Genomic DNA, 21,378 nt, shown 5'->3' with positions numbered 1-21,378 from the left:
AGGAGGAAGCAATCATGTGTAAAGTTATATCCGTAGTAAACCAGAAAGGTGGCGTCGGAAAGACCACCACAACCGTAAATGTAGGCATTGGACTGGCAAGAGAAGGTAAGAAAGTGTTGCTGATCGACGCGGATCCACAGGGAAGTTTAACCGCAAGTCTTGGATATGAGGAACCGGATGATCTTCGCATCACACTGGCAACGATCATGATGGATGTCATCAACGAAGAAGAAATCTCTTTGGAAGATGGGATCTTACATCACCAGGAAAATGTAGATCTTCTCCCGGCAAATATTGAGCTTTCCGCACTGGAAGTAACGATGGGAAATGTTATGAGCAGAGAAATGATCATGAAAGAATATATCGATGCGATAAGATGCCGATACGATTATATCCTGATCGACTGTATGCCAAGCCTTGGTATGATGACAATCAATGCACTGGTCTCTTCCGATTCCGTGCTGATACCTGTACAGGCCGCATATCTGCCGGTGAAAGGACTTCAGCAGCTGATCAAGACCATTCTTACAGTAAAGAAAAGGCTGAACCGGAAACTGGCGATTGAGGGCATTCTCCTGACTATGGTAGATTTTAGAACCAATTACGCAAGGGACATTGCATCGAGAGTACATACAACCTACGGAAGCCAGATAGAAGTATTTGAAAATGTGATTCCGATGTCCGTAAAAGCAGCTGAGACCAGTGCAGAGGGAAAAAGTATCTACATGCACTGTCCGAAAGGAAAAGTTGCTGAGGCATATATGAAATTGACACAGGAGGTTTTGAATAATGAAAAATAGAAGTGGCGAAAAGATTAAACTGGCTAGTATTGATGAATTGCTTGGTGTGGTAAATGAAGAGTCAGCAATGGAGATAGAGATCAGTAAGATCCATCCGTTTAAGAATCATCCGTTCAAGGTTCTGGATGATGAAAAGATGCAGGACCTGGTAGAAAGCGTAAAGATCAATGGAGTGCTGACACCGGTACTGCTTCGCATGGATGAAAATGAAGAATATGAAATGGTATCCGGCCACAGAAGAATGCATGCAGCACAGCTTGCAGGACTTACAATGATTCCGGCAATTGTAAGGGAATTATCAGATGATGATGCCATTGTGGCTATGGTGGACGCTAACATTCAGCGAGAGGAATTGTTGCCGAGTGAGAAAGCCTTTGCTTATAAGATGAAACTTGAGGCAATGAAAAGACAGGGAGTTAGAACAGATTTAACTTTGTCTCAAAATGAGACGAAGTTGAGATCTGATGAAGTCTTGAGCAAGCAAGTTGGGGAAAGTAGAGCTCAGGTTCAAAGATTTGTACGATTAACAGAACTTATTCCGGAACTTCTTGATCTGGTAGATAACAAGAAGCTTCAGTTTACGGTTGCTGTCGATATCTCCTATATCGATAAGGAAGTACAGGAATGGATCTACGAATATATCAGAGACACTGGATTTATCAAGCCAAAACAGATTGCGGCACTCAGAAATCAGCTGAATAATGGACCAATCAATCAGATCCAGATGTTATCAATTTTCAACAACTGTGTGATGGCAAAGAAAGTATCCCGGTCTCTTACTTTCTCAGAAAAGAAACTGACAAAGTATTTTCCGGATGATTATACAGCCAAAGATATGGAGCAAGTGATTGAATCATTATTAGAAAAATGGATACAGGAACAGTCCTGTTAAAGATAGAAAAAGCTAAGAAAACAAAGTCAAAGAAGTTTAAAAAGAGGACTTCTTAGCAGAAAATGAAAGGAGGAAACTATGGAGAAAAAAATGACATTTAATTATTTTACGGTACCGAAGCTGATCAGTTCAGCTTCTACCGCATACCAAAAGCATTATTTACAGACAGTTATTTTAAAGATTTATCGAGCGATGCTAAAATTTTATATGGACTGATGTTGGATCGAATGTCTCTTTCCATCAAGAATCAGTGGTTTGACGACAAAAACAGAGCATATATCTACTTTTCCATCGAAGATATCATGGAATTACTGAACTGTGGCAGAAATAAAGCCATTAAATCCATGAGAGAACTGGATGACGAAACAGGAATTGGTCTGATTGAGAAACGCAGACAGGGATTTGGAAAGGTGAAAGTTATCTACGTGAAAACCTTTATGCCTGAGAAAACAGATGAGAAAAAATTTGGAGAGGAATTAAAGAAGTTTAAAAAACAAACTTCTGTGGAAAATGAGGAATCTACAGAAGTTTACAATTCAAACTTCATGAAGTCCCAAAATCAAACTTCTAGAAGTCTCGAAAACAAACTTCAAGAAGTTTACATTTCAAACCCTAATAATACTAATCTTAGTGATACTGAAATGAATGATAATAAATCTAATCATATCATATCTGTGGATGAGAAAAGATTTGATAGCGATAACCGCTCTGAGGATTATCAGGCTTATGAAAACCTTGTCAAAGAGACCATTGATTATGAATCACTGGAAGTAACCCATCATGACGATATGCGACAGGTAGATGAAATCGTGAACCTGATCGTAGAAACTGTGATGTGTAAAAATGACAAGATCTTGATTGCCAGCAACTGGTATCCGGCATCACTGGTGAAGAAAAAATTTCGGATGCTGACCTATTCACATATCGAGTATGTCTTACACTGTATGCGTGGTAACACCACAAAGGGGAAGAACATCAAGAAATATTTATTAGCAGCCCTGTTTAATGCACCGTCAACGATGAACGGGTATTATCAGGCAGAGGTGAACCATGATATGCCAGGACTGGTAAGATAGGAGGTGTACATGTTTATTTTAAAACTTGCTGGGAAGATATTATTACTGCCGGTATGGCTGATTCTTTTTGTGATCGGCCTGGCAGTGAAGATGACAGTACAGACTTATGCGGTTGTCAGAGGGATCCTTGGGTTTATATTCACTTTGTTGATTATAGCGACTGCATACTGTTATCATGACTGGGTACAGGTTGCATTTCTATTTTCGCTGAGTGTAATTCTGTATCTGATCCTGTTTGCAGGAGTATTCGTGGACACTGTACTGGACATGACAAGAGAACGTCTTATTGATTTTATTATATCGTGAGGAGGATATGAAAATGAGCGAAAACAATGATTATATTCAGTTACCACCACTAAAAAAAGACACACCAGCCGATGTGGTAGCATTTATGTGGGAGTACATGAAAGTACCGGAGGATTCAAGAGAAAAAGTTAAGAATCTGCTTAAAGATGCAAATGAAAATGGAGTAAAAATAAGTCATCAGGCACCAACACTGTATGATGTTGTTCCGAAAGAAGAAATTGCTGAATTTGAAGAGCTTATGCGCAAAACCATAGCTGACATTGTATCAGAAGCCAGTAGCGTTGCCTGTTGGGTGTATGTGCAGAAATATGTGAAGCACAAAACCCTAAACGAAATGCTGCAAGAATTGCCAGACGTAGGTCAATTCATCCTAGCTATGAATACCTGGTTTGAAAAACTGATGGAGAAATAATCTAGGAAAATAGTTTAAAGTTTACATGTTATGATCATGTATGAAGTTGGAACAAAATAAAAGATTGTGCTATATTATTGTTCAAGAAAAAAACTCATTGACATATTTTAATCTATTTAGGAGGATAAACGATCATGTGTACAGCAGCAACTTATAAAACAAAAGATTTTTACTTTGGACGAACCCTCGATTATGAATTCTCTTATGGTGATCAGATAGTAATTACACCACGTAATTATGCGTTTAATTTTCGCCATGTTGGCGATATGAAAAATCATTATGCAATTATTGGAATGGCTCATGTTGCAGAGGATTATCCTTTGTATTATGATGCTATGAATGAAAAAGGAGTGGCAATGGCAGGACTGAATTTTGTCGGAAATGCTGTTTATGCCGCGATTAAGCCAGATGTGGAAAATATTGCACAGTTTGAATTTATTCCGTGGATTTTAAGCCAGTGTTCTTCTTTAGTTGAAGTTCGCGAGCTTCTTGAACGAATTAATATTGTTAATACTCCTTTCAGCGAGCAATTGCCATTAGCACAATTACACTGGATCATTTCTGATGAGAATGAGTCAATTACGGTAGAATCTATGTCAGATGGTTTGCATATTTATGATAATCCAGTAGGAGTGCTTACGAATAATCCGCCATTTCCACAGCAGATGTTTCAACTAAATAATTATATGCATTTATCTCCTAAACAGCCCAGAAATACTTTCTGCGAAAATTTGGCTCTTGATGCATATAGTAGAGGTATGGGAGGATTAGGTCTTCCGGGAGATCTCTCATCTTCCTCACGCTTTGTACGTGTAGCTTTTACAAAGGTAAATGCAATTTCAGGTGAATCAGAGGAAGAAAGCGTTAGCCAATTCTTCCACATTCTCGGATCTGTGGATCAGCAACGAGGATGTTGCGAAGTAGCGGATGGAAAATATGAAATCACATTGTATACGTCGTGTTGTAATGTTACAAAAGGTATTTATTATTACAATACTTATGAAAACCATCAGATCAGTGCAGTAGATATGCATGTAGAAAATCTGGATAGTGATAAAATGATTTGTTATCCAGTAATTCAAGGAGAACGAATAAACTATCAAAATAAATAATGTTTTGAAATCAGGGATGAGGTAGAAAGGAAAGTTCCATGACAAAAGATGAAGTAAAAAAACTCAGGATGAACAGTCCGGAATCACTACAGTTTTTAAATAATGCTACAAAATTTTATAATTTAATGATGATGTATCGTTGTGCTATTCGGGAGATACAAACTAAACTTGAGGTTTTGGATGATGAATTTTCAGTTGAGAACAATCGAAATCCTATTTCTTTTATAAAAACAAGAATTAAGAAGCCCAATAGTATTTACGATAAACTGCAGAAGATGGGATATGAATTTACAACAGAAAATATACAGACATATCTCAATGATGTAGCAGGCGTTCGAATAGTTTGTGCGTTTATTGACGATATTTATATGATATCAGATTTGATTACCCAACAGGATGATATTAAAGTTATTGAAATAAAAGATTATATAAAAAATCCAAAATCGAATGGTTATCGAAGCTATCATATGATTGTTGAAATACCAGTATTTTTTGCTAAGGGTAAAACACCTATGCGTGTAGAATTACAGATTCGAACCAATGGTATGGATTTCTGGGCAACATTGGAACATCAACTTCGCTATAAAAAAGGAATTGAAGAAATGCCTGGCTATGATGAGATAAGTGAAGAATTACTTCATTCTGCAAGAGCTATCATTGAAGCAGATAATGAAATGCAGAGAATAAAAGACAAAATTGGTATGTTCCACGAAATTTAGGGAGAAAACTGAGCAAGTAGGAAGGTGGAATATATATGAAACAAGATACTTTAGAGGGCAAAGCAAAAACAAAAAATGGGGTAAAACGGCTGTGTTTTTCCATAATCTGCATTCTTCTGGAAGTGATTTTTATTATTACTATCGTAACACGCTTGAATGAATATGCAGAAATCATAAATTTATTTACAAGGATTTTGAGTGGGATCTTGGTTTTGGGATTGTACGCATCAAATAAGACATCCTCTATGAAAATGCCTTGGATCATCTTAATTCTAATTTTCCCAATTATGGGTGTAGGCCTGTATTTGTTGATTGGTTTGAATGGTGGCACACATAAAATGCGTGAGCGATATGCAGAAATTGATAGCAAATTGTTACCAATGCTTCCGGACAGTCAGGAGTGTTTGAGCAAAATAAAAGAAACAATTCCGAAAGCAGGAAATATAGCAAGTTACATACAAAGAAATTCGCAGTATCCAATCTATCAGAATACGGATATTGTGTATTTTGATGAAGCAGTGAAAGGATTAGAGGCACAGCTTAAGGATTTGGAGAAAGCACAGAAGTTTATCTTTATGGAATATCATGCGATAGAAGACGCTGAAGCATGGCATAAGATTCAAGATGTTCTGGAAGAGCGAGTAAAAGTAGGTGTGGAAGTTAGAGTATTCTACGATGATATGGGTTCTATAGGCTTTATTAACACAGATTTTGTGAAAAAGATGGAGGCAATAGGAATTCATTGCCGTGTATTCAATCCGTTTATGCCAGGTTTAAATCTGTTTTTGAACAATCGTGATCATAGAAAAATAACAGTTATTGATGGAAAAGTCGGATTTACAGGTGGATATAATCTAGCAAACGAATATTTTAATTACACACACCCGTATGGACAGTGGAAAGATACAGGTATTCGTTTAGAAGGAGATGCTGTTCAGTCGCTTACGGTGACATTTTTGGAAATGTGGAATGCAGTAAGTGATAAGGATGCTAATGATTCTGATTTTAGTAAATACCTTTTCCACTATGATTATGCGGCACAGCAAACTGGGTTTGTTCAACCTTATGCAGACAGCCCTATGGATAATGAGCAAGTCGGAGAAGAAGTTTATATCAGTATGATAAATAAAGCTGAAAAATATTGTTGGTTTATGACTCCATATCTAATCATAACAGATGAAATGACGCATGCGTTATGTCTGGCTGCTAAGCGAGGGGTAGATGTAAGAATTATCACACCTGGTATCCCTGATAAAAAATTCATTTATAATATAACTCGTTCTTTTTATCATGGATTAGTTAAACATGGTGTTCGTGTTTATGAGTGGACTCCTGGTTTCTGTCATGCAAAAATGAGTGTGGCAGATGACTGTATGGCAACTTGTGGAACAATTAATCTGGATTATCGAAGTTTATATCACCATTTTGAAAACGGCTGTTTTATGGCAGATTGTCAGGCAGTTGTGGAAATAAAAAATGATCTGATAAGAACGATGGGAGAATGTCGTGATGTGACAGACCAATATCAAACCGGACGAAGTGCATATTTGCGACTGGGACAATTATTTATGAGATTATTTGCTGGATTGCTATAAGAATCTGATGAAACGACCTTTCAAAAAAAGTTGATTTAGAAGTTAACTGTTTTTGAAAGGCCGTTTTTGCTATATCTAACAGTCTGTTGTACAAAGAAGATTTTGCATGGATGAAAAAACAAACCTTGTTGAGGTTAAATTGAGTTTTCCATTGTATTGTATTGCTAATGAATAAGAATAAGAAAAAGAACAGACAATGCTGAATGCACTGGAAACAAGAATATCTGAGTATAGTATGTAAGTTCGTAACAGAATGAAAGGAGCGATTCAAATGAGCAATTTGGAAAATTATATGAAACAGCAAGCAATTTTTTGTGAACAAAATGATAGCATTAGTAAGAATCTGTATTCAGAGTATGGTGTAAAAAGAGGCTTACGAGATGAAAAAGGACAAGGTGTGTTGACGGGGCTTACAAATATTTCTGATATAAAAGCTTTTGAATATCGTGATGGAGTAAAGAGTCCATGTGATGGCGAGTTATCTTATCGTGGTTATAATATAAAAGATTTAGTAACAGGAAGTAAAGGAAAAAGGTTTGTCTTTGAAGAAGGAGCATATCTTCTTTTATTCGGAGAATTGCCAACTGATACACAGTTAATGGAATTTCAGGGAAGACTATCTGATTGTATGGAACTACCGACTAACTTTACCAGAGATGTCATTATGAAAGCACCTACATCAGATATTATGGGTTCTATGACTCGAAGTATTCTTACATTGGGCTCTTACGATAAGGAAAAAGAAAGTCTTGAAATTCCGAATGTGCTAAGGCAGAGTATGCAGTTGATCGCAGCATTTCCTATGTTAGCAGTATATGCATACCATGCTTATTGTCATTATGAAAAAAACGAAAGTATGTATATTCATAGACCTGAAAAAGATTTATCTATTGCTGAAAATTTCCTGCGCCTATTAAGACCAGATACAAAATTCACAGAACTGGAAGCAAGAGTACTGGATATAGCATTATTGTTACATATGGAACATGGTGGTGGTAACAATTCTACATTCACTACACGGGTAGTAACATCTTCAGGTTCAGATACTTATTCTGTTATTTCAGCAGCAATGTCATCCTTAAAAGGAAAAAAACATGGCGGTGCAAATCTGATGGTAATGAATATGATGGATGATATTAAAAGTCATGTGAAAGATTATGAAGACGAAGAGGAAATTGCATCATATCTGAGTAAGATTTTGAAGAAAGAGGCGTTTGATCAGAAAGGACTTATTTATGGAATGGGACATGCTGTATATTCTATTTCAGATCCGAGAGAAAGGGTGTTCAAAGGCTTTGTAGAACAACTCGCAAGGGATAAAGGACGTGAGAAAGATATGACCCTTTATAACAATATTGAGAAGATTGCACCTAAGTTGATTGCAAAGCAGCGTCAGATATTCAAAGGAGTAAGTCCTAATATAGATTTCTATAGTGGTTTTGTGTATGACATGTTGAATATTCCAAGAGAATTGTACACGCCATTATTTGCGATAGCAAGAATTGCTGGTTGGAGTGCACATCGCCTGGAAGAATTGATAACTACAGATAAGATCATTCGCCCGGCATATAAGAGTCTAGTCAGCAAAAAAGAATATATAGAAAGAGAGGAACGATAATATGGGAGCAGGAACCAGTGCAGAGGAGTTTTTTTTAAAGAGCATCAATGTTGAAAGTATATTTGAATTTGTCGAAAGAACAGATTATTTGTTTCTTTATAGTATAAAGGAATGTGTTGAAAAATCAGACTGTCATGAAGGAGTATATCTTTCAGAAGTGGCAGAATACATGAAATTATCGATTCCAGAAACATCTAAGATGGTAAAAAGTCTTGAAAATAAAGGATATATTATCTGGAAATTAGATGAAAAAAAAGAAAGAACATACCTTGTTTTGACGAACAAGGCAATTGAATTAAGTAATTGTCAGAAAGAAAAAATGATAGAAGCTTATGAAAAAATCATATCGAATATACAAGAAGATGACCTGGCAGTTACACGGTGTACATTGAGAAAAATCCGACAGCTTATGGAAGAAATAAAATAGTGATTAATACAACGGAGTAAGAAAAGCTCCTTCATATATTAGAATAAAAATATGACTGTTTCTTTAAAAAGAAGCCGGTCATATTTTTTTATGAAAAATAAATTTTGTTGAGGTTAAATTGAGATTGACTTTGTATTGTATAAGTATGAAATAAAAAGGAATCAGGTGATGTACAATGAAAAAGCATAAAATATGTAAAATCCTTCTTGTTATACTGGCAATTTTTTTATGTGTGGCTTTTTATGAATTGCTCGGAATCTGCGTTGCATATAAAAAGCAGCCGGAAGTGTCCAATACAACCAAAAAAGAAACAAAAAATGGGTTATGGAACGAATGCAGTGAAAATACAGAACGGGCAGTAATCATAGAAAAGAATCCAGAAGCGCTTTTACAAAGAGTGCGTTTGATCAAGAATGCAAAAAAGGAAATTATTCTTTCTACTTTTGCATTTCAATCCGATGAAAGTGGAAAATTGATTTTAGGAGCACTGCATGATGCGGCAGACAGAGGTGTACATATTCGTCTGTTAGTAGATGGAATGGAGAGCTGGATTGATATGGAAGGAAATCCGTATTTCTATGGATTATCTTCCCATGAGAATGTTGAAATTAAACTGTATAATAAGGCCAATCCGTTGAAACCGTGGAAAATGATGGGTAGAATGCATGATAAATATTTGATTGCAGATGGAAAGAGATATATTCTTGGGGGAAGAAATACATACAATTATTTCCTGGGTGATTTTCCGGGACATAAAAACTATGACAGAGACGTGTTAGTGGTTTGCGATGAACCTGAGAAAGAAAATTCAGTTAACCAGTTGTCAGAGTATTTTGAAACCATATGGAATCAGGAAGACAGTGGTTATTTTCATAACAATAAAAAACTGGCAAATAGAAAATCTGTAAAGAACGCAGTTTTAGAGTTGCAGAACAGCTATCAGAAATATTTTGAAGAGAATAAGGAAAGAATCTGCGAGACCGATTATACGGACGAAACTTTTGAGACAGAAAAGATTACATTAGTGTCAAATCCTATTCACACAGGTTCCAAAGAACCAGTAGTGTGGTATCAGTTGGGAGAATTGATGAAAAATGCAAAAAATCGTGTGAAGATCCACACGCCATATATTATCTGTAATGATATGATGTATAATACATGGGAGGAGATTGCAGAGAACGTTTCAGATTTTTCTATCATGACAAATTCAGTTGCGAATAATGGGAATCCATTTGGGGCTGCCGATTATGCGAAAAACAGAAATAGAATCTTAAGTACAGGAATTAATATCTGGGAATATGAAGGCGGTTATTCATACCACGGAAAAAGTATTCTCATTGACGATGATCTGTCTGTAATCGGTTCCTTTAATATGGACATGAGAAGTGCATATCTGGATACGGAACTGATGCTTGTAATTCGCAGTAAAGATATTAATAAACAGTTGGAAGAGGGCATGATGGAATATGAAAAAGTGTCCCGCCAGATATTAGAAGGCGGAACTTATAATGATCCATATCATGTAGAGCCAATCGAATTAACAAAGAAACGTCAGAGAAAAATATTTTTGGTACAGCATCTGCTTGGATGGGCAAGGTATCTGTTTTAATAAGGAGGAAGGAAAACGTGTTTCAAATATTGATTGTAGAAGATGATAAAGAATTAAGCCAGCTATTCCAAAAAGTGCTTGAGAAGAATGGATATCAAGTCAAAAGTGCATCGGATGGAGCACAGGCATTAGAAGTATTGGATAAGGAATATATTGATCTGATCATTTCTGATATTATGATGCCGGTTATGGATGGCTATGAACTGGTGTCAGAACTTCGTTCAGCAGGATATCAGATACCAGTGCTTATGATCACTGCGAAAGGTTCCTTTGATGATATGCGCCAGGGATTTCTTTCGGGAAGTGACGATTATATGGTAAAACCGGTAAATGTGAATGAAATGGTTTTAAGAGTCGGAGCACTGCTTCGCCGTGCACAGATACTGAATGAACACAAAATTGTGATCGGTTCAACAGAGTTTGATTATGATGCAATGACGGTTACAACTGATAAGGAAAGTCTTGTTTTGCCTAAAAAAGAATTCCTGCTTTTATATAAGCTTGCAGCTTCGCCAGGCAGAACATTTACAAAACAACAGTTGATGGATGAAGTATGGGGATACGAGACGGAGGCAGACCCACATACGATAGAGGTACATATAGGAAGAATCAGAGAGCGTTTTAAAGATAACCCTGATTTTGAAATCGTAACAATGCGTGGAATTGGATACAAGGTGGTGAAAAAATAATGGAACAAAAGAAAGAAAAAGGATTGCGGATCCGGTCCTGTCTGACTGGTGCAATCTGGCTGGCACTTGTATTTTCAACAGTCATATCTGCTTTATTATTTGCTTTTTTGAATCATTTTTTTAATCTGCCGGGCAGCATACCTGTGCTTGGCTGGCTTTTGATTTTTAATACATTGATTGCAGGGCTGATCACTTCCTTTATTAATGCAAAGTTACTGGAACCAATTACCAGACTTAGTAAAGCAATGAAGAAAGTTTCTCAGGGAGATTTTGAACAGCATTTGGAAACGAACAGCCGTATAGCAGAAGTTGGAGAATCTTATCAAAGTTTTAACGTTATGACAAAAGAACTTCGTGCAACAGAGGTGCTGCAGATGGATTTTGTATCTAATGTTTCTCATGAGTTTAAGACCCCGATTAATGCCATTGAAGGATATACAATGCTGCTTCAGGGAGAAGAACTGTCTCAGGATCAAGAGGAATATGTAGAAAAAATCTTATTTAACACCCAAAGACTTTCCGGATTGGTTGGTAATATTTTGCTGTTATCCAAGTTAGAGAATCAGAATATACCAATGAAAAAAACAGAATATCGTCTGGATGAACAGATCCGCCAGGCATTTCTTTCATTGGAAACAAAATGGACAGAAAAAGAAATTGGTTTTCAGGTAGAATTGGAGGAAGTTAAATATACTGGGAATGAAGGACTTTTTATGCATATCTGGATAAATCTTTTGGATAATGCGATTAAGTTCAGCCCTTCAAAGGGGACAATTACGATGTTTCTGAAACAAGAACAGGATTCTGTTAAGTTCATTCTGGAAGATGAAGGACCAGGAATAGAGGATGATGTAAAATCCAGAATATTTGACAAGTTCTATCAGGTAGATGGATCTCATAAAGCAGAAGGAAATGGCCTAGGTCTTGCACTTGTAAAACGGATTGTAGATAGTGCCGGAGGAACAATCAAAGCAGAAAACCGTGAATATGGTGGATGCAGATTTGTTATAGAGCTGCCAAAGCAGAAAGATGAGATTATATAGTTTTAAGATAAATTAGAAGATGGGAGGATTTATATGACATTTTATCAGGAGTTGCAGTTAAATCAGACAGGTTCTAAAAACCTGTTGAAAAAGAGTGAAACACTAAAAGAAAAATTATATCATATGTGGGTATATCTGGTGAAGATAGCTGTTACAATGGCATTTTGTTTTTTCTTTGTTAGTATTTTCAGCATCCTATTTGGAAATGAGAACAGCATTGTAGGTGTAGTAGTCTTATTATGTCTCATGGTGTTTAGAAATGCGGATCTGGGGATCCACACCGGACAATCTACGATGCTTTTGGCTTTGTTCTTTGTAATTATGACTGTATGTCCGCATTTAGCAAATCAGTTTTCACCGGTATTGGGAATGCTGTTAAATATTGCGGCACTGGCTGTGTTGATTCTGTTCGGATGCCATAATCCATTCATGTTTAATCAATCTACATTGGTTCTTGGGTATCTGCTGCTATATGGTTATGATGTTACGGGAAAAAGCTATCAGATGCGATTAGTCGGAATGGCTTTAGGTGCAGCACTTACCTGCTTCGTATTTTATCGAAATCATAAAAACAGAACTTATAAAAGAAATCTGAAAGATCTGATACAAGAATTTGATATCACTTCTTCCAGAACAAAATGGCAGATATGTCAGATTTTATGCGTACCGATTGTCCTTTGCATTGCAGAACTTTGTAATATGCCACGTGCAATGTGGGCTGGTATTGCGGCCATGTCCACGATTTTGCCGTTTATGGAAGATATGCACTACAGAGTCCGTAAAAGGATTGTCGGAAATATTGCAGGTGTTATATGTTTTACAGTATTATATTTTCTGCTTCCTTCGTCAATCTATGCATATATAGGAATTCTTGGTGGAATCGGTGTAGGATTTTCAGCACAATATGGCTGGCAGGCAGTATTTAACACATTTGGTGCTTTAGCCATTGCTGCAGAGACTTATGGACTACAAGGAGCGGTTAGTCTTAGAGTGATTCAAAATGTTTTTGGTGTTGTGTTTGCTTTAGCATTTTGTGTTATATTTTATTGGTTTATGTCTAAAAAAAAGGAAAGTGAGGTGACCGTACATGCAGAGTGAAGTGAATCAGGAAGAAAATTTGAATAGAATTATTACGGTTCCTAATCTTCTTTCTTTTTTTCGGCTTTGTCTGATTCCGGTAATTATATGGAGTTATTGTGTAAAGAAAAATCCTCTGTTAGCTGGTGAAATCTTATTGCTGTCTGGCCTTACGGATCTTGCTGATGGATATATCGCAAGAAGATTCCATAGGATTAGTAATTTAGGAAAAATACTTGATCCGGTGGCTGATAAGCTGACACAGGCAGCGATGTTAATCTGTCTGTTTACTCGTTTTCCGCATGTGCTTCTTTTAATCGCAATAATGGCAGGTAAGGAGCTGTATATGGTAGTCAGTGGATGTCTTGTGATACAAAAGACAGGAAAAGTACATGGTGCAGACTGGCATGGAAAGATAGTAACCTTTTTATTATATGGAACTGCAGCGGTGCATATTATATGGTTCCACATTACACCGATGGTATCAGATCTGTTGATTGGTTTGTGCGCTATAATGATGGTCATATCGGTCGCTCTGTATATTATCCAGAATACCAGGACTCTTAAGGGAGAGACTGTATAAGCAATTTTATATTGCAATGACTAGAAAAATATTTAGGAGAATATTGATGAGATAAAGAAGGATAAAAACTTAACCTGGATAGAATCAGAACAGATAATTTTTGCATGGCTGGATAAAGACAATCAGGTTACTCCGTTAACGGACGAGCAATTAAATCCGGTATGGAAAATACTAAATTACGAAACAGGGAAATATGAATCTGTTCAGAAACACTTCCGAGTATTTGAAGTGTAGAAGTTTTGTGATACAAAGTGTAAACGTAAGAAAAAATAATACATTTGCGGTCAATTTGTTATCGACAGTTGACCGCAAGCACGGTATAATAGACATAGATCTAATAAGAAAACCAAATAATCATTACTGTAAAATGTCAGGTAATGGTAGTCATCATTTATAATTGGAAGGAACAGGTTGGCTTTACCCTAATGGTGGAAAATCCACCATTTTTCCACCCAAACTGTAATTCCTCAGATGAAAACAGGTTTTCTTATCTTTTCTGAAATTGACAGAAAAAGCAGTAAAATCAAGGCTTTGAATGACTTTGATTGACATAGAATGCAAGCTGTTTTCTGTACCAGGATGAACTCCTAAGCGAGGGGTCGGAGGTTCAAATCCTCTTATGGACGGGCTTCAAAGCGTTCGAAATGTTAGCTGGATTAGCTGACAACGAACGCTTTTCTTATTTTCTGATCACGTTCGTGTAATGATTTTCCACAAAAAAGAAGTATTTTTTAGCTAACATTTGGGTTTCGTTCTGGTGTTATCCCTTATTCAGAGATATAAAAATACTCAGAACTGACCGATGAAAGTGTTATAATACGAATTGAGTGCAGGATGCAAAACAATGTATATGAAGAAGAAAGAGTAATCGTAGATTTTTACTTATAAGAGGAGAATCAGCTATGCAGCAGGAATTTATTACAGTAACTTTTAATCGTACTAAGATTGCTATCCGGTGTGCAGACATTCTTTATGTGATCATGTCAGATGATCATTGTACGATTCATATGTTTGATGGAAGTGTTTATCGTTGCCGAATGACACTGAAAGCATTGAAGAAGCAGTTGAATGAAGGGTTTATGGAGGTAAAACGTGGCTGTATGATCGCTGTGTCTGCAATCAGTAATATTGGAGATAAAATTTTACTGTCTAATGGAGAGGAAATCTGCTATACAAAGAGAAAGAAAAAGGCTCTCAGAGAAGAACTGCAGAAAAAACAGGAGCTTATGATTGCAAAGATCAGTAAAAAAAAGCTGCCGCTGACCCCGGAAGAATATGGCAAATATTATAAAATATGTGATAGTCTCCCGTTTGCATTTACGGATATAGAAATGGTATTTAATGAAGAAAAAAAGGCAGTGGACTGGATCTTTCGATATGGGAATGAAGCCTTGGCTACACTGGAAAAGCTGCCGTTGGACAAGATGATCGGGAATTCCTTTTCCAGCCTTTTCTCCAATATGGACGCAAAATGGCTTCATGTTTATGAACGCGCCACCTTGTACGGTGAAACACTGGAAATCATGGACTATAGTCCGGAAATAGATACCAATCTGAAAATTATATGTTTTCCTACATTTCCGGGACACTGTGGATGCATTTTATTTAATGCAGACCAAATGAAATCTATAAGTGAAGAAAATCATCTGGTCAGGTTGGCTGCAGTTGCTTTGAAAAGTAATCCCACTATATAAAGAAATATTATAAAGGAATGTTGTTTTACCGCTTATCGTGTTGATTTACCGCAATAAAAATGTCATTTCGCAACAGCTTGATGATTTCCTGATTGATAATCCTATTGATTGTTACTGCATAAATGACCGTTCCGGTCTGAAAGTGAAAGATGATGATTCCGTTGATGTTATTCTGTCTAAGGATGCACCGGAGGATACCACAAATTGGCTTCCTGTAGGTGACGGAGGTTTCCATCTGTATATGCGTATCTATACGCCTGATATGGAGGCCCTGGAGATCTGGACAGTACCGACCATTACAGAAATTGATCCATCAAAGGCGAATTAAGTATTTTACGCCTAAAAAAATATGAAACAAAAATAAAGCTCCCTGTTTGTGGGGGCTTTATTTTCGTTTTATATTTTTAGAGTTTCTCAGTATTTTGATGTTTTTTACGATTGGCTAATAAGTGCAATTTTATTTTTTATATTCTCACAGGGAAATATGTTATTTATTCTTTATGGAATATTAACATTGACACTTTGCGGAGGAGATGCTTTTCATCTGGTGCCAAGAATTATAAGAGCAGTGCGTGGAATTAATGATAAAATAAAGAGACAGCTGGGAATTGGATTGCAGGTATCGTCAATTACAATGACAGTATTTTATATTATTCTGATGTATATCTGGAAATTTACATTCCCGGAATTTGAAATACCGGTAATAATTAAAGCTATCATATGGATATCCGCAGTTGTCAGAATTGTGATATGTATGTTTCCGCAGAATAACTGGTGTACAGATGAAGGAAATATGAAATTATCTATTATCAGAAATGCAGTCTTTGCAGTTACCGGTATAGGGGTAATTATCCTGTATTTAATTTCAGGAAATTGGATTCAGGTCTAAAAAAGAACTTTTCTCATACAGGTATATGATTTATAATCATAATAAAAGGAAGATACTATAGTAATTCTTGTAAATAATGTATATTGATTCAGCTCATCAGAACATGAAATCCTGTTGAACTGTCTTAAATGCATTAATTAAGAGGATTGTTAAACAGTGGCAACCGATGTTTCACGTGAAAACGAAAAGGATGGGATGATTATGAAAAATTACTCAGAAGATGTAAACAGACAGTATCATATTCAAGTGGCAAAAGGTGAAGTGGGCCGTTATGTGATCCTTCCGGGAGATCCGAAAAGATGTGTAAAGATTGCACAGTATTTTGATAATCCTGTGCTGATCGCAGACAACAGGGAATATATCACTTATACAGGAACACTGGATGGAGTGAAGGTCAGTGTAACGTCAACCGGTATTGGTGGCCCATCAGCGTCCATTGCAATGGAAGAGCTGTATCGCTGCGGAGCGGATACTTTTGTCAGAATCGGAACCTGTGGTGGAATGCAGACGGAAATAAAAAGTGGAGACATTGTGATTGCAACAGCAGCAGTACGTATGGAAGGAACAAGCAGAGAATATGCGCCAATTGAATATCCGGCAGTGGCAAATCTGGATGTGACCAATGCTCTTGTTGAAGCTGCGAATGAGAAAGGATTTATATATCATACAGGTGTGGTACAGTCCAAAGATTCTTTCTATGGACAGCATGAGCCGGAAGCAATGCCGGCAGGTTATGAGTTGATCAATAAATGGGAAGCCTGGAAACGAATGGGATGTCTTGCTTCTGAAATGGAATCCGCGGCACTTTTCATCGTAGCCGGTAAACTCAGGGCGAGGATGGGTTCCTGTCTGTTGGTATTGGCAAATCAGGAGAGAGAGAAGCTGGGTCTTGAGAATCCGGTTGTACATGACACAGACATGGCAATCCGGGTAGCTGTAGAGGCAATCCGCAGAATGATTAAAGAAGATCAGGGACAAGTTCTGTAAGGACGGAGGTGACAGAGAATGCAGAATCTGGAAAAATCAATGATCAGCAAACTGATTGAGACTGCAATGGAACAGCTCAAATTTTCTTATACACCCTATTCAAATTTTAAGGTTGGTGCATCATTACTTACAAAAAACGGACAGATTTATACAGGGTGTAACATTGAAAATGCAGCATATACACCTACGAACTGTGCAGAACGAACTGCAATTTTCAAAGCAGTGAGCGAAGGCGTCAGGGAGTTTGACACAATTTGTATTGTGGGTGGAAAAGATGGGATTTTGACAGAGTATACAGCTCCCTGTGGTGTCTGCCGTCAGGTAATGATGGAGTTCTGTGATCCGGAGACATTTCGGATTATTCTGGCAATAGATAAAGAGCATTATGATATCTACACACTGAAGGATTTGCTACCGCTGGGATTTGGACTACGAAATCTGATAAATTCCCGAGAAATATAAGGTAAACGCCCATCATTGCAAGTGATTTTTAATTGCGAAAAGTAAAAAAAGTGAATGACGAATAAAAGGGAACAGGAAAAGGTCAGCGATTAATAAAATGTAAGAGAAGGAGTAAACATAAATGAAAAATTACGACAGAATTTTTGTAATTGTACTTGATTCTCTGGGGATCGGGGCAATGCCGGATTCAGCAAAATTTGGTGACATCGGGGTGGATACTTTTGGACATATTCTTGAGAAAATGGGTTCTCTGGAGATTCCAAATCTTAGAAAACTGGGAATGCTGAATCTTCATCCGGCAGGAAAAATGGCGGGTGTTGAGAATCCCAAGGGGCGATATACGCATCTGGGTGAAGCTAGCAATGGAAAAGATACCATGACCGGACACTGGGAGATGATGGGAATCAAAACAGAAAAACCATTTAAAACCTTTACAGAAACAGGATTCCCGCCGGAATTGATCGCAGAACTGGAGAAAAGATGCGGAAAAAGAGTGATAGGAAACAAGAGCGCAAGCGGAACGGAGATTATTGAGGAACTGGGCGAAGAGGAGATTCAGACGGGTGCAATGATTGTTTATACTTCAGCAGATTCTGTTCTTCAGATTTGCGGAAATGAAGAAACTTTTGATCTTCAGAATCTGTACCGCTGCTGTGAAATTGCAAGAGAAATTACCATGAAGGACGAATGGAGAGTTGGCAGAGTTATTGCAAGACCGTACATTGGTAAGAAAAAAGGTGAATTTAAACGTACCAGTAACCGTCATGATTATGCATTGAAACCCACCGGACTTACCACGTTAAACGTGTTGAAAGATCATGGATTTGATGTGATCGGTGTTGGAAAGATTCATGATATTTTTTGCGGAGAAGGCATTACAGAAACTCATCATTCAGACAGCTCTGTACATGGAATGGAGCAGACAATTGAAATCTGCAAGAGAGATTTCAGAGGGTTATGTTTTGTTAATCTTGTAGATTTTGATGCATTATGGGGACACAGAAGAAATGTGGAAGGTTACGGAAAAGAGATTGAGAAATTTGACAAAAATCTGGGTGTGTTGTTAGAAGAAATGAGAGAGAATGATCTGCTTATTCTCACTGCAGATCATGGAAATGATCCGACTTATACAGGAACTGACCATACAAGAGAATATGTACCATTCATTGCTTACTCAAAGAGAATGAAAAATGGCGGTGCGATAAAAGACGAAGATACTTTTGCTGTGATCGGTGCTTCTGTGGCGGAGAATTTTGGAGTGCCAATGCCTGAGGGAACAATTGGACATTCTGTTTTAAAAGAGTTAATGTAATAACGATTGTAAAAAAAGACAGGAATATTGAAAACAGGCGTTTTCAATCTCCTGTCTTTTGTGCTAAAATAGGAAAAGAATTTATCTGACTAAATCGTTAAAGAGAGACAAGTGATAAATTGTAAAAAGATAAAATGATACAGAAAGGAAACAGTTTTTATGGAAACAGGAACAATTTTTAAATTTCATAATGACCTGGATACAGACCAGATCATAGCATCACAGTATCTGCTACTTCCTAATCTGGATGAGATGAAAGGTCATGCATTTGAATCTCTGGATCCGGATTTTTCAAAGAAAGTAAAACCGGGAGATTTCGTGGTAGGTGGAGAAAACTTTGGATGTGGTTCTTCCAGAGAGCAGGCGCCTGGTGTTCTGAAAGCGTTGGGAGTACAGGCAGTTGTAGCAAAATCTTTTGCTCGAATCTTTTACAGAAACTCTATTAATATTGGTCTGCCGGTAATTGTCTGTAAAGATCTTCCGGACGAAGTAAATACCGGAGATAAGATGGTTCTTCATATGTCAGAGGGAACAGTTGAAGCTAACGGAAAAACATATTCCTGTACAAAGCTTCCGGAATATATGCAGAATATTTTGAATCAGGGTGGTCTGATCGCATCTCTGAACAAGGAGGAGAAGTAAAATGGGAATGACAATTGCAGAAAAGATTATTGCTGCGGCAGCAGGTGTTGACAGCGTAAAACCGGGAGATATCCATACAGTTAAACTCGATCGTCTCATGAGTAATGATGGAACCACACATCTTACGGTTGATATGTATAACAATAAATTGAAAAATCCGCACATTGCAGATACAAGCAAGCTGGTGTTTATCGTGGATCATAATGTACCATCTGATAGCCCGAAAACAGCAGCATCTCAGAAGAAGATGCGAGATTTTGCAAAAGAACATAACATTGATTTCTGGGAAGGAAAAGGTGTCTGCCATCAGGTTATGATCGAGAATTATGTCCGTCCGGGTGAACTGATCTTTGGTGCAGACAGCCATACCTGTTCATACGGTGCATTAGGTGCATTTGGAACAGGCGTAGGATGTACAGATTTCCTTTATGGTATGGTAACAGGTACTTCATGGGTACTGGTTCCTGAGAGCGTAAAATTTAATCTGACAGGTAAACTTCCGGAAGGAGTTTACGCAAGAGATCTGATTCTTACAATCATTGGGGAAATCGGAGCAAATGGATGTAACTATCAGGCAATGGAATTTACAGGCGAGGGTGCGAAAACACTCAGTATCAGTGATCGTATGGCGCTTTGCAACATGGCAGTAGAAGCCGGTGCAAAGACAGGTATCTTTGAAGCAGATGAGAAAGCTATTGAATATCTGAAAGAACATGGACGTGAGCCAAAGGCTGTATATCACAGTGATCCGGATGCAGTTTATGCGAGAGAATATACATTTGATTTATCAAAAGTCCGTCCTGTAGTTGCGAAACCTGATTTTGTAGACAATGTTGTGCCAGCAGAAGAAGCCTGCGGAATTGAAATCAATGAAGCATTTCTGGGATCCTGTAACAACGGACGTATTGAAGATCTGCGTGTCGGTGCAGAAATCATCAAGGGCAAGAAGGTTGCTGAGGGCGTCAGATTTCTCGTTGTGCCTGCAAGCCAGACTATTTACCGCCAGGCATTAAAAGAGGGGCTTATTGACACGTTTATGGAGGCTGGAGCCATTGTTATGAATCCGAACTGCAGTGTATGCTGGGGAAGCTGTCAGGGTGTGATCGGTGAGAACGAAGTTCTGATCAGTACAGGAACACGTAATTTCAAAGGTCGTGCAGGACACCCAAGCTCCAAAGTATATCTGGGATCAGCAGCTACTGTTACAGCATCTGCCATTACAGGAAAGATTGCGCTGGCAAGTGAGGTGTGATGCTAATTATAAATGTTTCACGTGAAACATTTAACCGAATCAAGTAAATTTCCTGCTAAGGTCGCGAAAAGCAATAGACAGCAGGTGGAGATTTGTTTGTATCAGGAGGAGAGCAAGCTCATCCTGATAAACTGCGGAGTAGTTATTCGGTATGGTATATCACAATTCGTTTGAATGAATTT

21 protein-coding genes and 2 pseudogenes are annotated in these 21,378 nt (G+C 37.6%); all 23 read left to right on the top strand.

Annotation, left to right across the window (positions count from 1 at the left end):
• Positions 1-14: 14 nt before the first annotated feature.
• The 23 genes and pseudogenes from ACESZG_RS15450 (at position 15) to ACESZG_RS15340 (ending at position 21,196) form a co-directional block, all read left to right on the top strand.
• Positions 15-800 carry a ParA family protein gene (locus ACESZG_RS15450; RefSeq protein ID WP_055163322.1) on the top strand — a complete coding sequence of 262 codons (786 nt, stop codon included), beginning with the start codon at positions 15-17 and terminating at the stop codon, positions 798-800.
• The gene (locus ACESZG_RS15445; RefSeq protein ID WP_118339745.1) at positions 790-1,692 is read left to right on the top strand and encodes a ParB/RepB/Spo0J family partition protein; all 903 of its coding nucleotides are present in this window, start codon (positions 790-792) and stop codon (positions 1,690-1,692) included. The genes ACESZG_RS15450 and ACESZG_RS15445 overlap by 11 nt, the downstream gene beginning before the upstream one ends.
• Positions 1,693-1,770: 78 nt before the next feature.
• Positions 1,771-2,768 (top strand): annotated as a pseudogene (locus tag ACESZG_RS15440) (DUF6017 domain-containing protein).
• 9 nt (positions 2,769-2,777) lie between these two features.
• Entirely contained in the window at positions 2,778-3,074 is a 297-nt protein-coding gene (locus ACESZG_RS15435) for a hypothetical protein (RefSeq protein ID WP_118339751.1), read from the top strand.
• Between the two features lie 7 nt (positions 3,075-3,081).
• Positions 3,082-3,486 (top strand): hypothetical protein, encoded by a 405-nt coding sequence (locus ACESZG_RS15430; RefSeq protein WP_118339754.1) that lies wholly within the window; start codon positions 3,082-3,084, stop codon positions 3,484-3,486.
• Positions 3,487-3,620: 134 nt separating this feature from the next.
• Positions 3,621-4,598: a choloylglycine hydrolase gene (gene bsh, locus ACESZG_RS15425; protein WP_118339757.1), complete on the top strand. Its 978-nt coding sequence runs from the start codon at positions 3,621-3,623 to the stop codon at positions 4,596-4,598.
• A 38-nt stretch (positions 4,599-4,636) separates the two neighbouring features.
• On the top strand, positions 4,637-5,317 hold the full coding sequence (locus ACESZG_RS15420; RefSeq protein WP_005347231.1) for a GTP pyrophosphokinase family protein: 681 nt from the start codon (positions 4,637-4,639) through the stop codon (positions 5,315-5,317).
• 35 nt (positions 5,318-5,352) lie between these two features.
• Positions 5,353-6,912, top strand: a complete 1,560-nt coding sequence (gene cls / locus ACESZG_RS15415; RefSeq protein ID WP_055060226.1) for a cardiolipin synthase — start codon at positions 5,353-5,355, stop codon at positions 6,910-6,912.
• A 253-nt stretch (positions 6,913-7,165) separates the two neighbouring features.
• On the top strand, positions 7,166-8,530 hold the full coding sequence (locus ACESZG_RS15410) for a citrate/2-methylcitrate synthase (protein ID WP_172679323.1): 1,365 nt from the start codon (positions 7,166-7,168) through the stop codon (positions 8,528-8,530).
• A gap of 1 nt (position 8,531) precedes the next feature.
• The gene (locus tag ACESZG_RS15405) at positions 8,532-8,957 is read left to right on the top strand and encodes a MarR family winged helix-turn-helix transcriptional regulator (RefSeq protein WP_006858455.1); all 426 of its coding nucleotides are present in this window, start codon (positions 8,532-8,534) and stop codon (positions 8,955-8,957) included.
• A 175-nt stretch (positions 8,958-9,132) separates the two neighbouring features.
• A complete protein-coding gene (locus tag ACESZG_RS15400; RefSeq protein ID WP_055060227.1) occupies positions 9,133-10,566 on the top strand; it encodes a phospholipase D family protein in 1,434 nt (477 codons plus the stop codon).
• Complete coding sequence (locus ACESZG_RS15395; RefSeq protein ID WP_003693048.1) at positions 10,545-11,255, top strand: response regulator transcription factor; 711 nt, start codon at positions 10,545-10,547, stop codon at positions 11,253-11,255. Before ACESZG_RS15400 ends, ACESZG_RS15395 begins: the two co-directional genes overlap by 22 nt.
• On the top strand, positions 11,255-12,298 hold the full coding sequence (locus tag ACESZG_RS15390) for a HAMP domain-containing sensor histidine kinase (protein WP_055053945.1): 1,044 nt from the start codon (positions 11,255-11,257) through the stop codon (positions 12,296-12,298). Before ACESZG_RS15395 ends, ACESZG_RS15390 begins: the two co-directional genes overlap by 1 nt.
• Positions 12,299-12,331: 33 nt before the next feature.
• Positions 12,332-13,396, top strand: coding sequence for an FUSC family protein (locus ACESZG_RS15385; RefSeq protein WP_055060228.1), 1,065 nt, complete (start codon positions 12,332-12,334; stop codon positions 13,394-13,396).
• Complete coding sequence (locus ACESZG_RS15380) at positions 13,386-13,958, top strand: CDP-alcohol phosphatidyltransferase family protein (protein ID WP_055195609.1); 573 nt, start codon at positions 13,386-13,388, stop codon at positions 13,956-13,958. Before ACESZG_RS15385 ends, ACESZG_RS15380 begins: the two co-directional genes overlap by 11 nt.
• Before the next feature lie 902 nt (positions 13,959-14,860).
• A complete protein-coding gene (locus tag ACESZG_RS15375; RefSeq protein WP_178004801.1) occupies positions 14,861-15,652 on the top strand; it encodes a LytTR family DNA-binding domain-containing protein in 792 nt (263 codons plus the stop codon).
• A gap of 40 nt (positions 15,653-15,692) precedes the next feature.
• Positions 15,693-15,980: a DUF1214 domain-containing protein gene (locus ACESZG_RS15370; protein WP_202020224.1), complete on the top strand. Its 288-nt coding sequence runs from the start codon at positions 15,693-15,695 to the stop codon at positions 15,978-15,980.
• Positions 15,981-16,094: 114 nt separating this feature from the next.
• Positions 16,095-16,526, top strand: a pseudogene (locus ACESZG_RS15365) (hypothetical protein); the annotation flags it as partial.
• A 216-nt stretch (positions 16,527-16,742) separates the two neighbouring features.
• Complete coding sequence (udp, locus tag ACESZG_RS15360; RefSeq protein WP_128868202.1) at positions 16,743-17,528, top strand: uridine phosphorylase; 786 nt, start codon at positions 16,743-16,745, stop codon at positions 17,526-17,528.
• Positions 17,529-17,546: 18 nt separating this feature from the next.
• On the top strand, positions 17,547-17,990 hold the full coding sequence (gene cdd, locus ACESZG_RS15355; protein WP_008708265.1) for a cytidine deaminase: 444 nt from the start codon (positions 17,547-17,549) through the stop codon (positions 17,988-17,990).
• Positions 17,991-18,111: 121 nt separating this feature from the next.
• Positions 18,112-19,302 (top strand): phosphopentomutase, encoded by a 1,191-nt coding sequence (locus tag ACESZG_RS15350; protein WP_008708264.1) that lies wholly within the window; start codon positions 18,112-18,114, stop codon positions 19,300-19,302.
• Positions 19,303-19,461: 159 nt separating this feature from the next.
• A complete protein-coding gene (gene leuD, locus ACESZG_RS15345) occupies positions 19,462-19,944 on the top strand; it encodes a 3-isopropylmalate dehydratase small subunit (protein ID WP_008708263.1) in 483 nt (160 codons plus the stop codon).
• A gap of 1 nt (position 19,945) precedes the next feature.
• Entirely contained in the window at positions 19,946-21,196 is a 1,251-nt protein-coding gene (locus ACESZG_RS15340; RefSeq protein ID WP_008708262.1) for a 3-isopropylmalate dehydratase large subunit, read from the top strand.
• Positions 21,197-21,378 lie beyond the last annotated feature (182 nt).

It is taken from the genome of Blautia sp. Marseille-P2398 (genome assembly GCF_964240315.1).
Classification (GTDB): domain Bacteria; phylum Bacillota; class Clostridia; order Lachnospirales; family Lachnospiraceae; genus Blautia_A; species Blautia_A wexlerae.
This window is presented reverse-complemented; position numbering and strand designations above follow the sequence as displayed.

What these genes read in the sequence shown, in the direction of transcription:
- cdd (WP_008708265.1), top strand. Translation starts at nt 17,547, where the DNA reads ATGCAGAATCTGGAAAAATCAATGATCAGCAAACTGATTGAGACTGCA.
- ACESZG_RS15380 (WP_055195609.1), top strand. Translation starts at nt 13,386, where the DNA reads ATGCAGAGTGAAGTGAATCAGGAAGAAAATTTGAATAGAATTATTACG.
- udp (WP_128868202.1), top strand. Translation starts at nt 16,743, where the DNA reads ATGAAAAATTACTCAGAAGATGTAAACAGACAGTATCATATTCAAGTG.
- ACESZG_RS15350 (WP_008708264.1), top strand. Translation starts at nt 18,112, where the DNA reads ATGAAAAATTACGACAGAATTTTTGTAATTGTACTTGATTCTCTGGGG.
- ACESZG_RS15445 (WP_118339745.1), top strand. Translation starts at nt 790, where the DNA reads ATGAAAAATAGAAGTGGCGAAAAGATTAAACTGGCTAGTATTGATGAA.
- ACESZG_RS15400 (WP_055060227.1), top strand. Translation starts at nt 9,133, where the DNA reads ATGAAAAAGCATAAAATATGTAAAATCCTTCTTGTTATACTGGCAATT.
- ACESZG_RS15385 (WP_055060228.1), top strand. Translation starts at nt 12,332, where the DNA reads ATGACATTTTATCAGGAGTTGCAGTTAAATCAGACAGGTTCTAAAAAC.
- ACESZG_RS15435 (WP_118339751.1), top strand. Translation starts at nt 2,778, where the DNA reads ATGTTTATTTTAAAACTTGCTGGGAAGATATTATTACTGCCGGTATGG.
- ACESZG_RS15450 (WP_055163322.1), top strand. Translation starts at nt 15, where the DNA reads ATGTGTAAAGTTATATCCGTAGTAAACCAGAAAGGTGGCGTCGGAAAG.
- cls (WP_055060226.1), top strand. Translation starts at nt 5,353, where the DNA reads ATGAAACAAGATACTTTAGAGGGCAAAGCAAAAACAAAAAATGGGGTA.
- ACESZG_RS15390 (WP_055053945.1), top strand. Translation starts at nt 11,255, where the DNA reads ATGGAACAAAAGAAAGAAAAAGGATTGCGGATCCGGTCCTGTCTGACT.
- ACESZG_RS15405 (WP_006858455.1), top strand. Translation starts at nt 8,532, where the DNA reads ATGGGAGCAGGAACCAGTGCAGAGGAGTTTTTTTTAAAGAGCATCAAT.
- ACESZG_RS15340 (WP_008708262.1), top strand. Translation starts at nt 19,946, where the DNA reads ATGGGAATGACAATTGCAGAAAAGATTATTGCTGCGGCAGCAGGTGTT.
- ACESZG_RS15420 (WP_005347231.1), top strand. Translation starts at nt 4,637, where the DNA reads ATGACAAAAGATGAAGTAAAAAAACTCAGGATGAACAGTCCGGAATCA.
- ACESZG_RS15375 (WP_178004801.1), top strand. Translation starts at nt 14,861, where the DNA reads ATGCAGCAGGAATTTATTACAGTAACTTTTAATCGTACTAAGATTGCT.
- ACESZG_RS15395 (WP_003693048.1), top strand. Translation starts at nt 10,545, where the DNA reads ATGGGCAAGGTATCTGTTTTAATAAGGAGGAAGGAAAACGTGTTTCAA.
- leuD (WP_008708263.1), top strand. Translation starts at nt 19,462, where the DNA reads ATGGAAACAGGAACAATTTTTAAATTTCATAATGACCTGGATACAGAC.
- ACESZG_RS15410 (WP_172679323.1), top strand. Translation starts at nt 7,166, where the DNA reads ATGAAAGGAGCGATTCAAATGAGCAATTTGGAAAATTATATGAAACAG.
- ACESZG_RS15430 (WP_118339754.1), top strand. Translation starts at nt 3,082, where the DNA reads ATGAAAATGAGCGAAAACAATGATTATATTCAGTTACCACCACTAAAA.
- bsh (WP_118339757.1), top strand. Translation starts at nt 3,621, where the DNA reads ATGTGTACAGCAGCAACTTATAAAACAAAAGATTTTTACTTTGGACGA.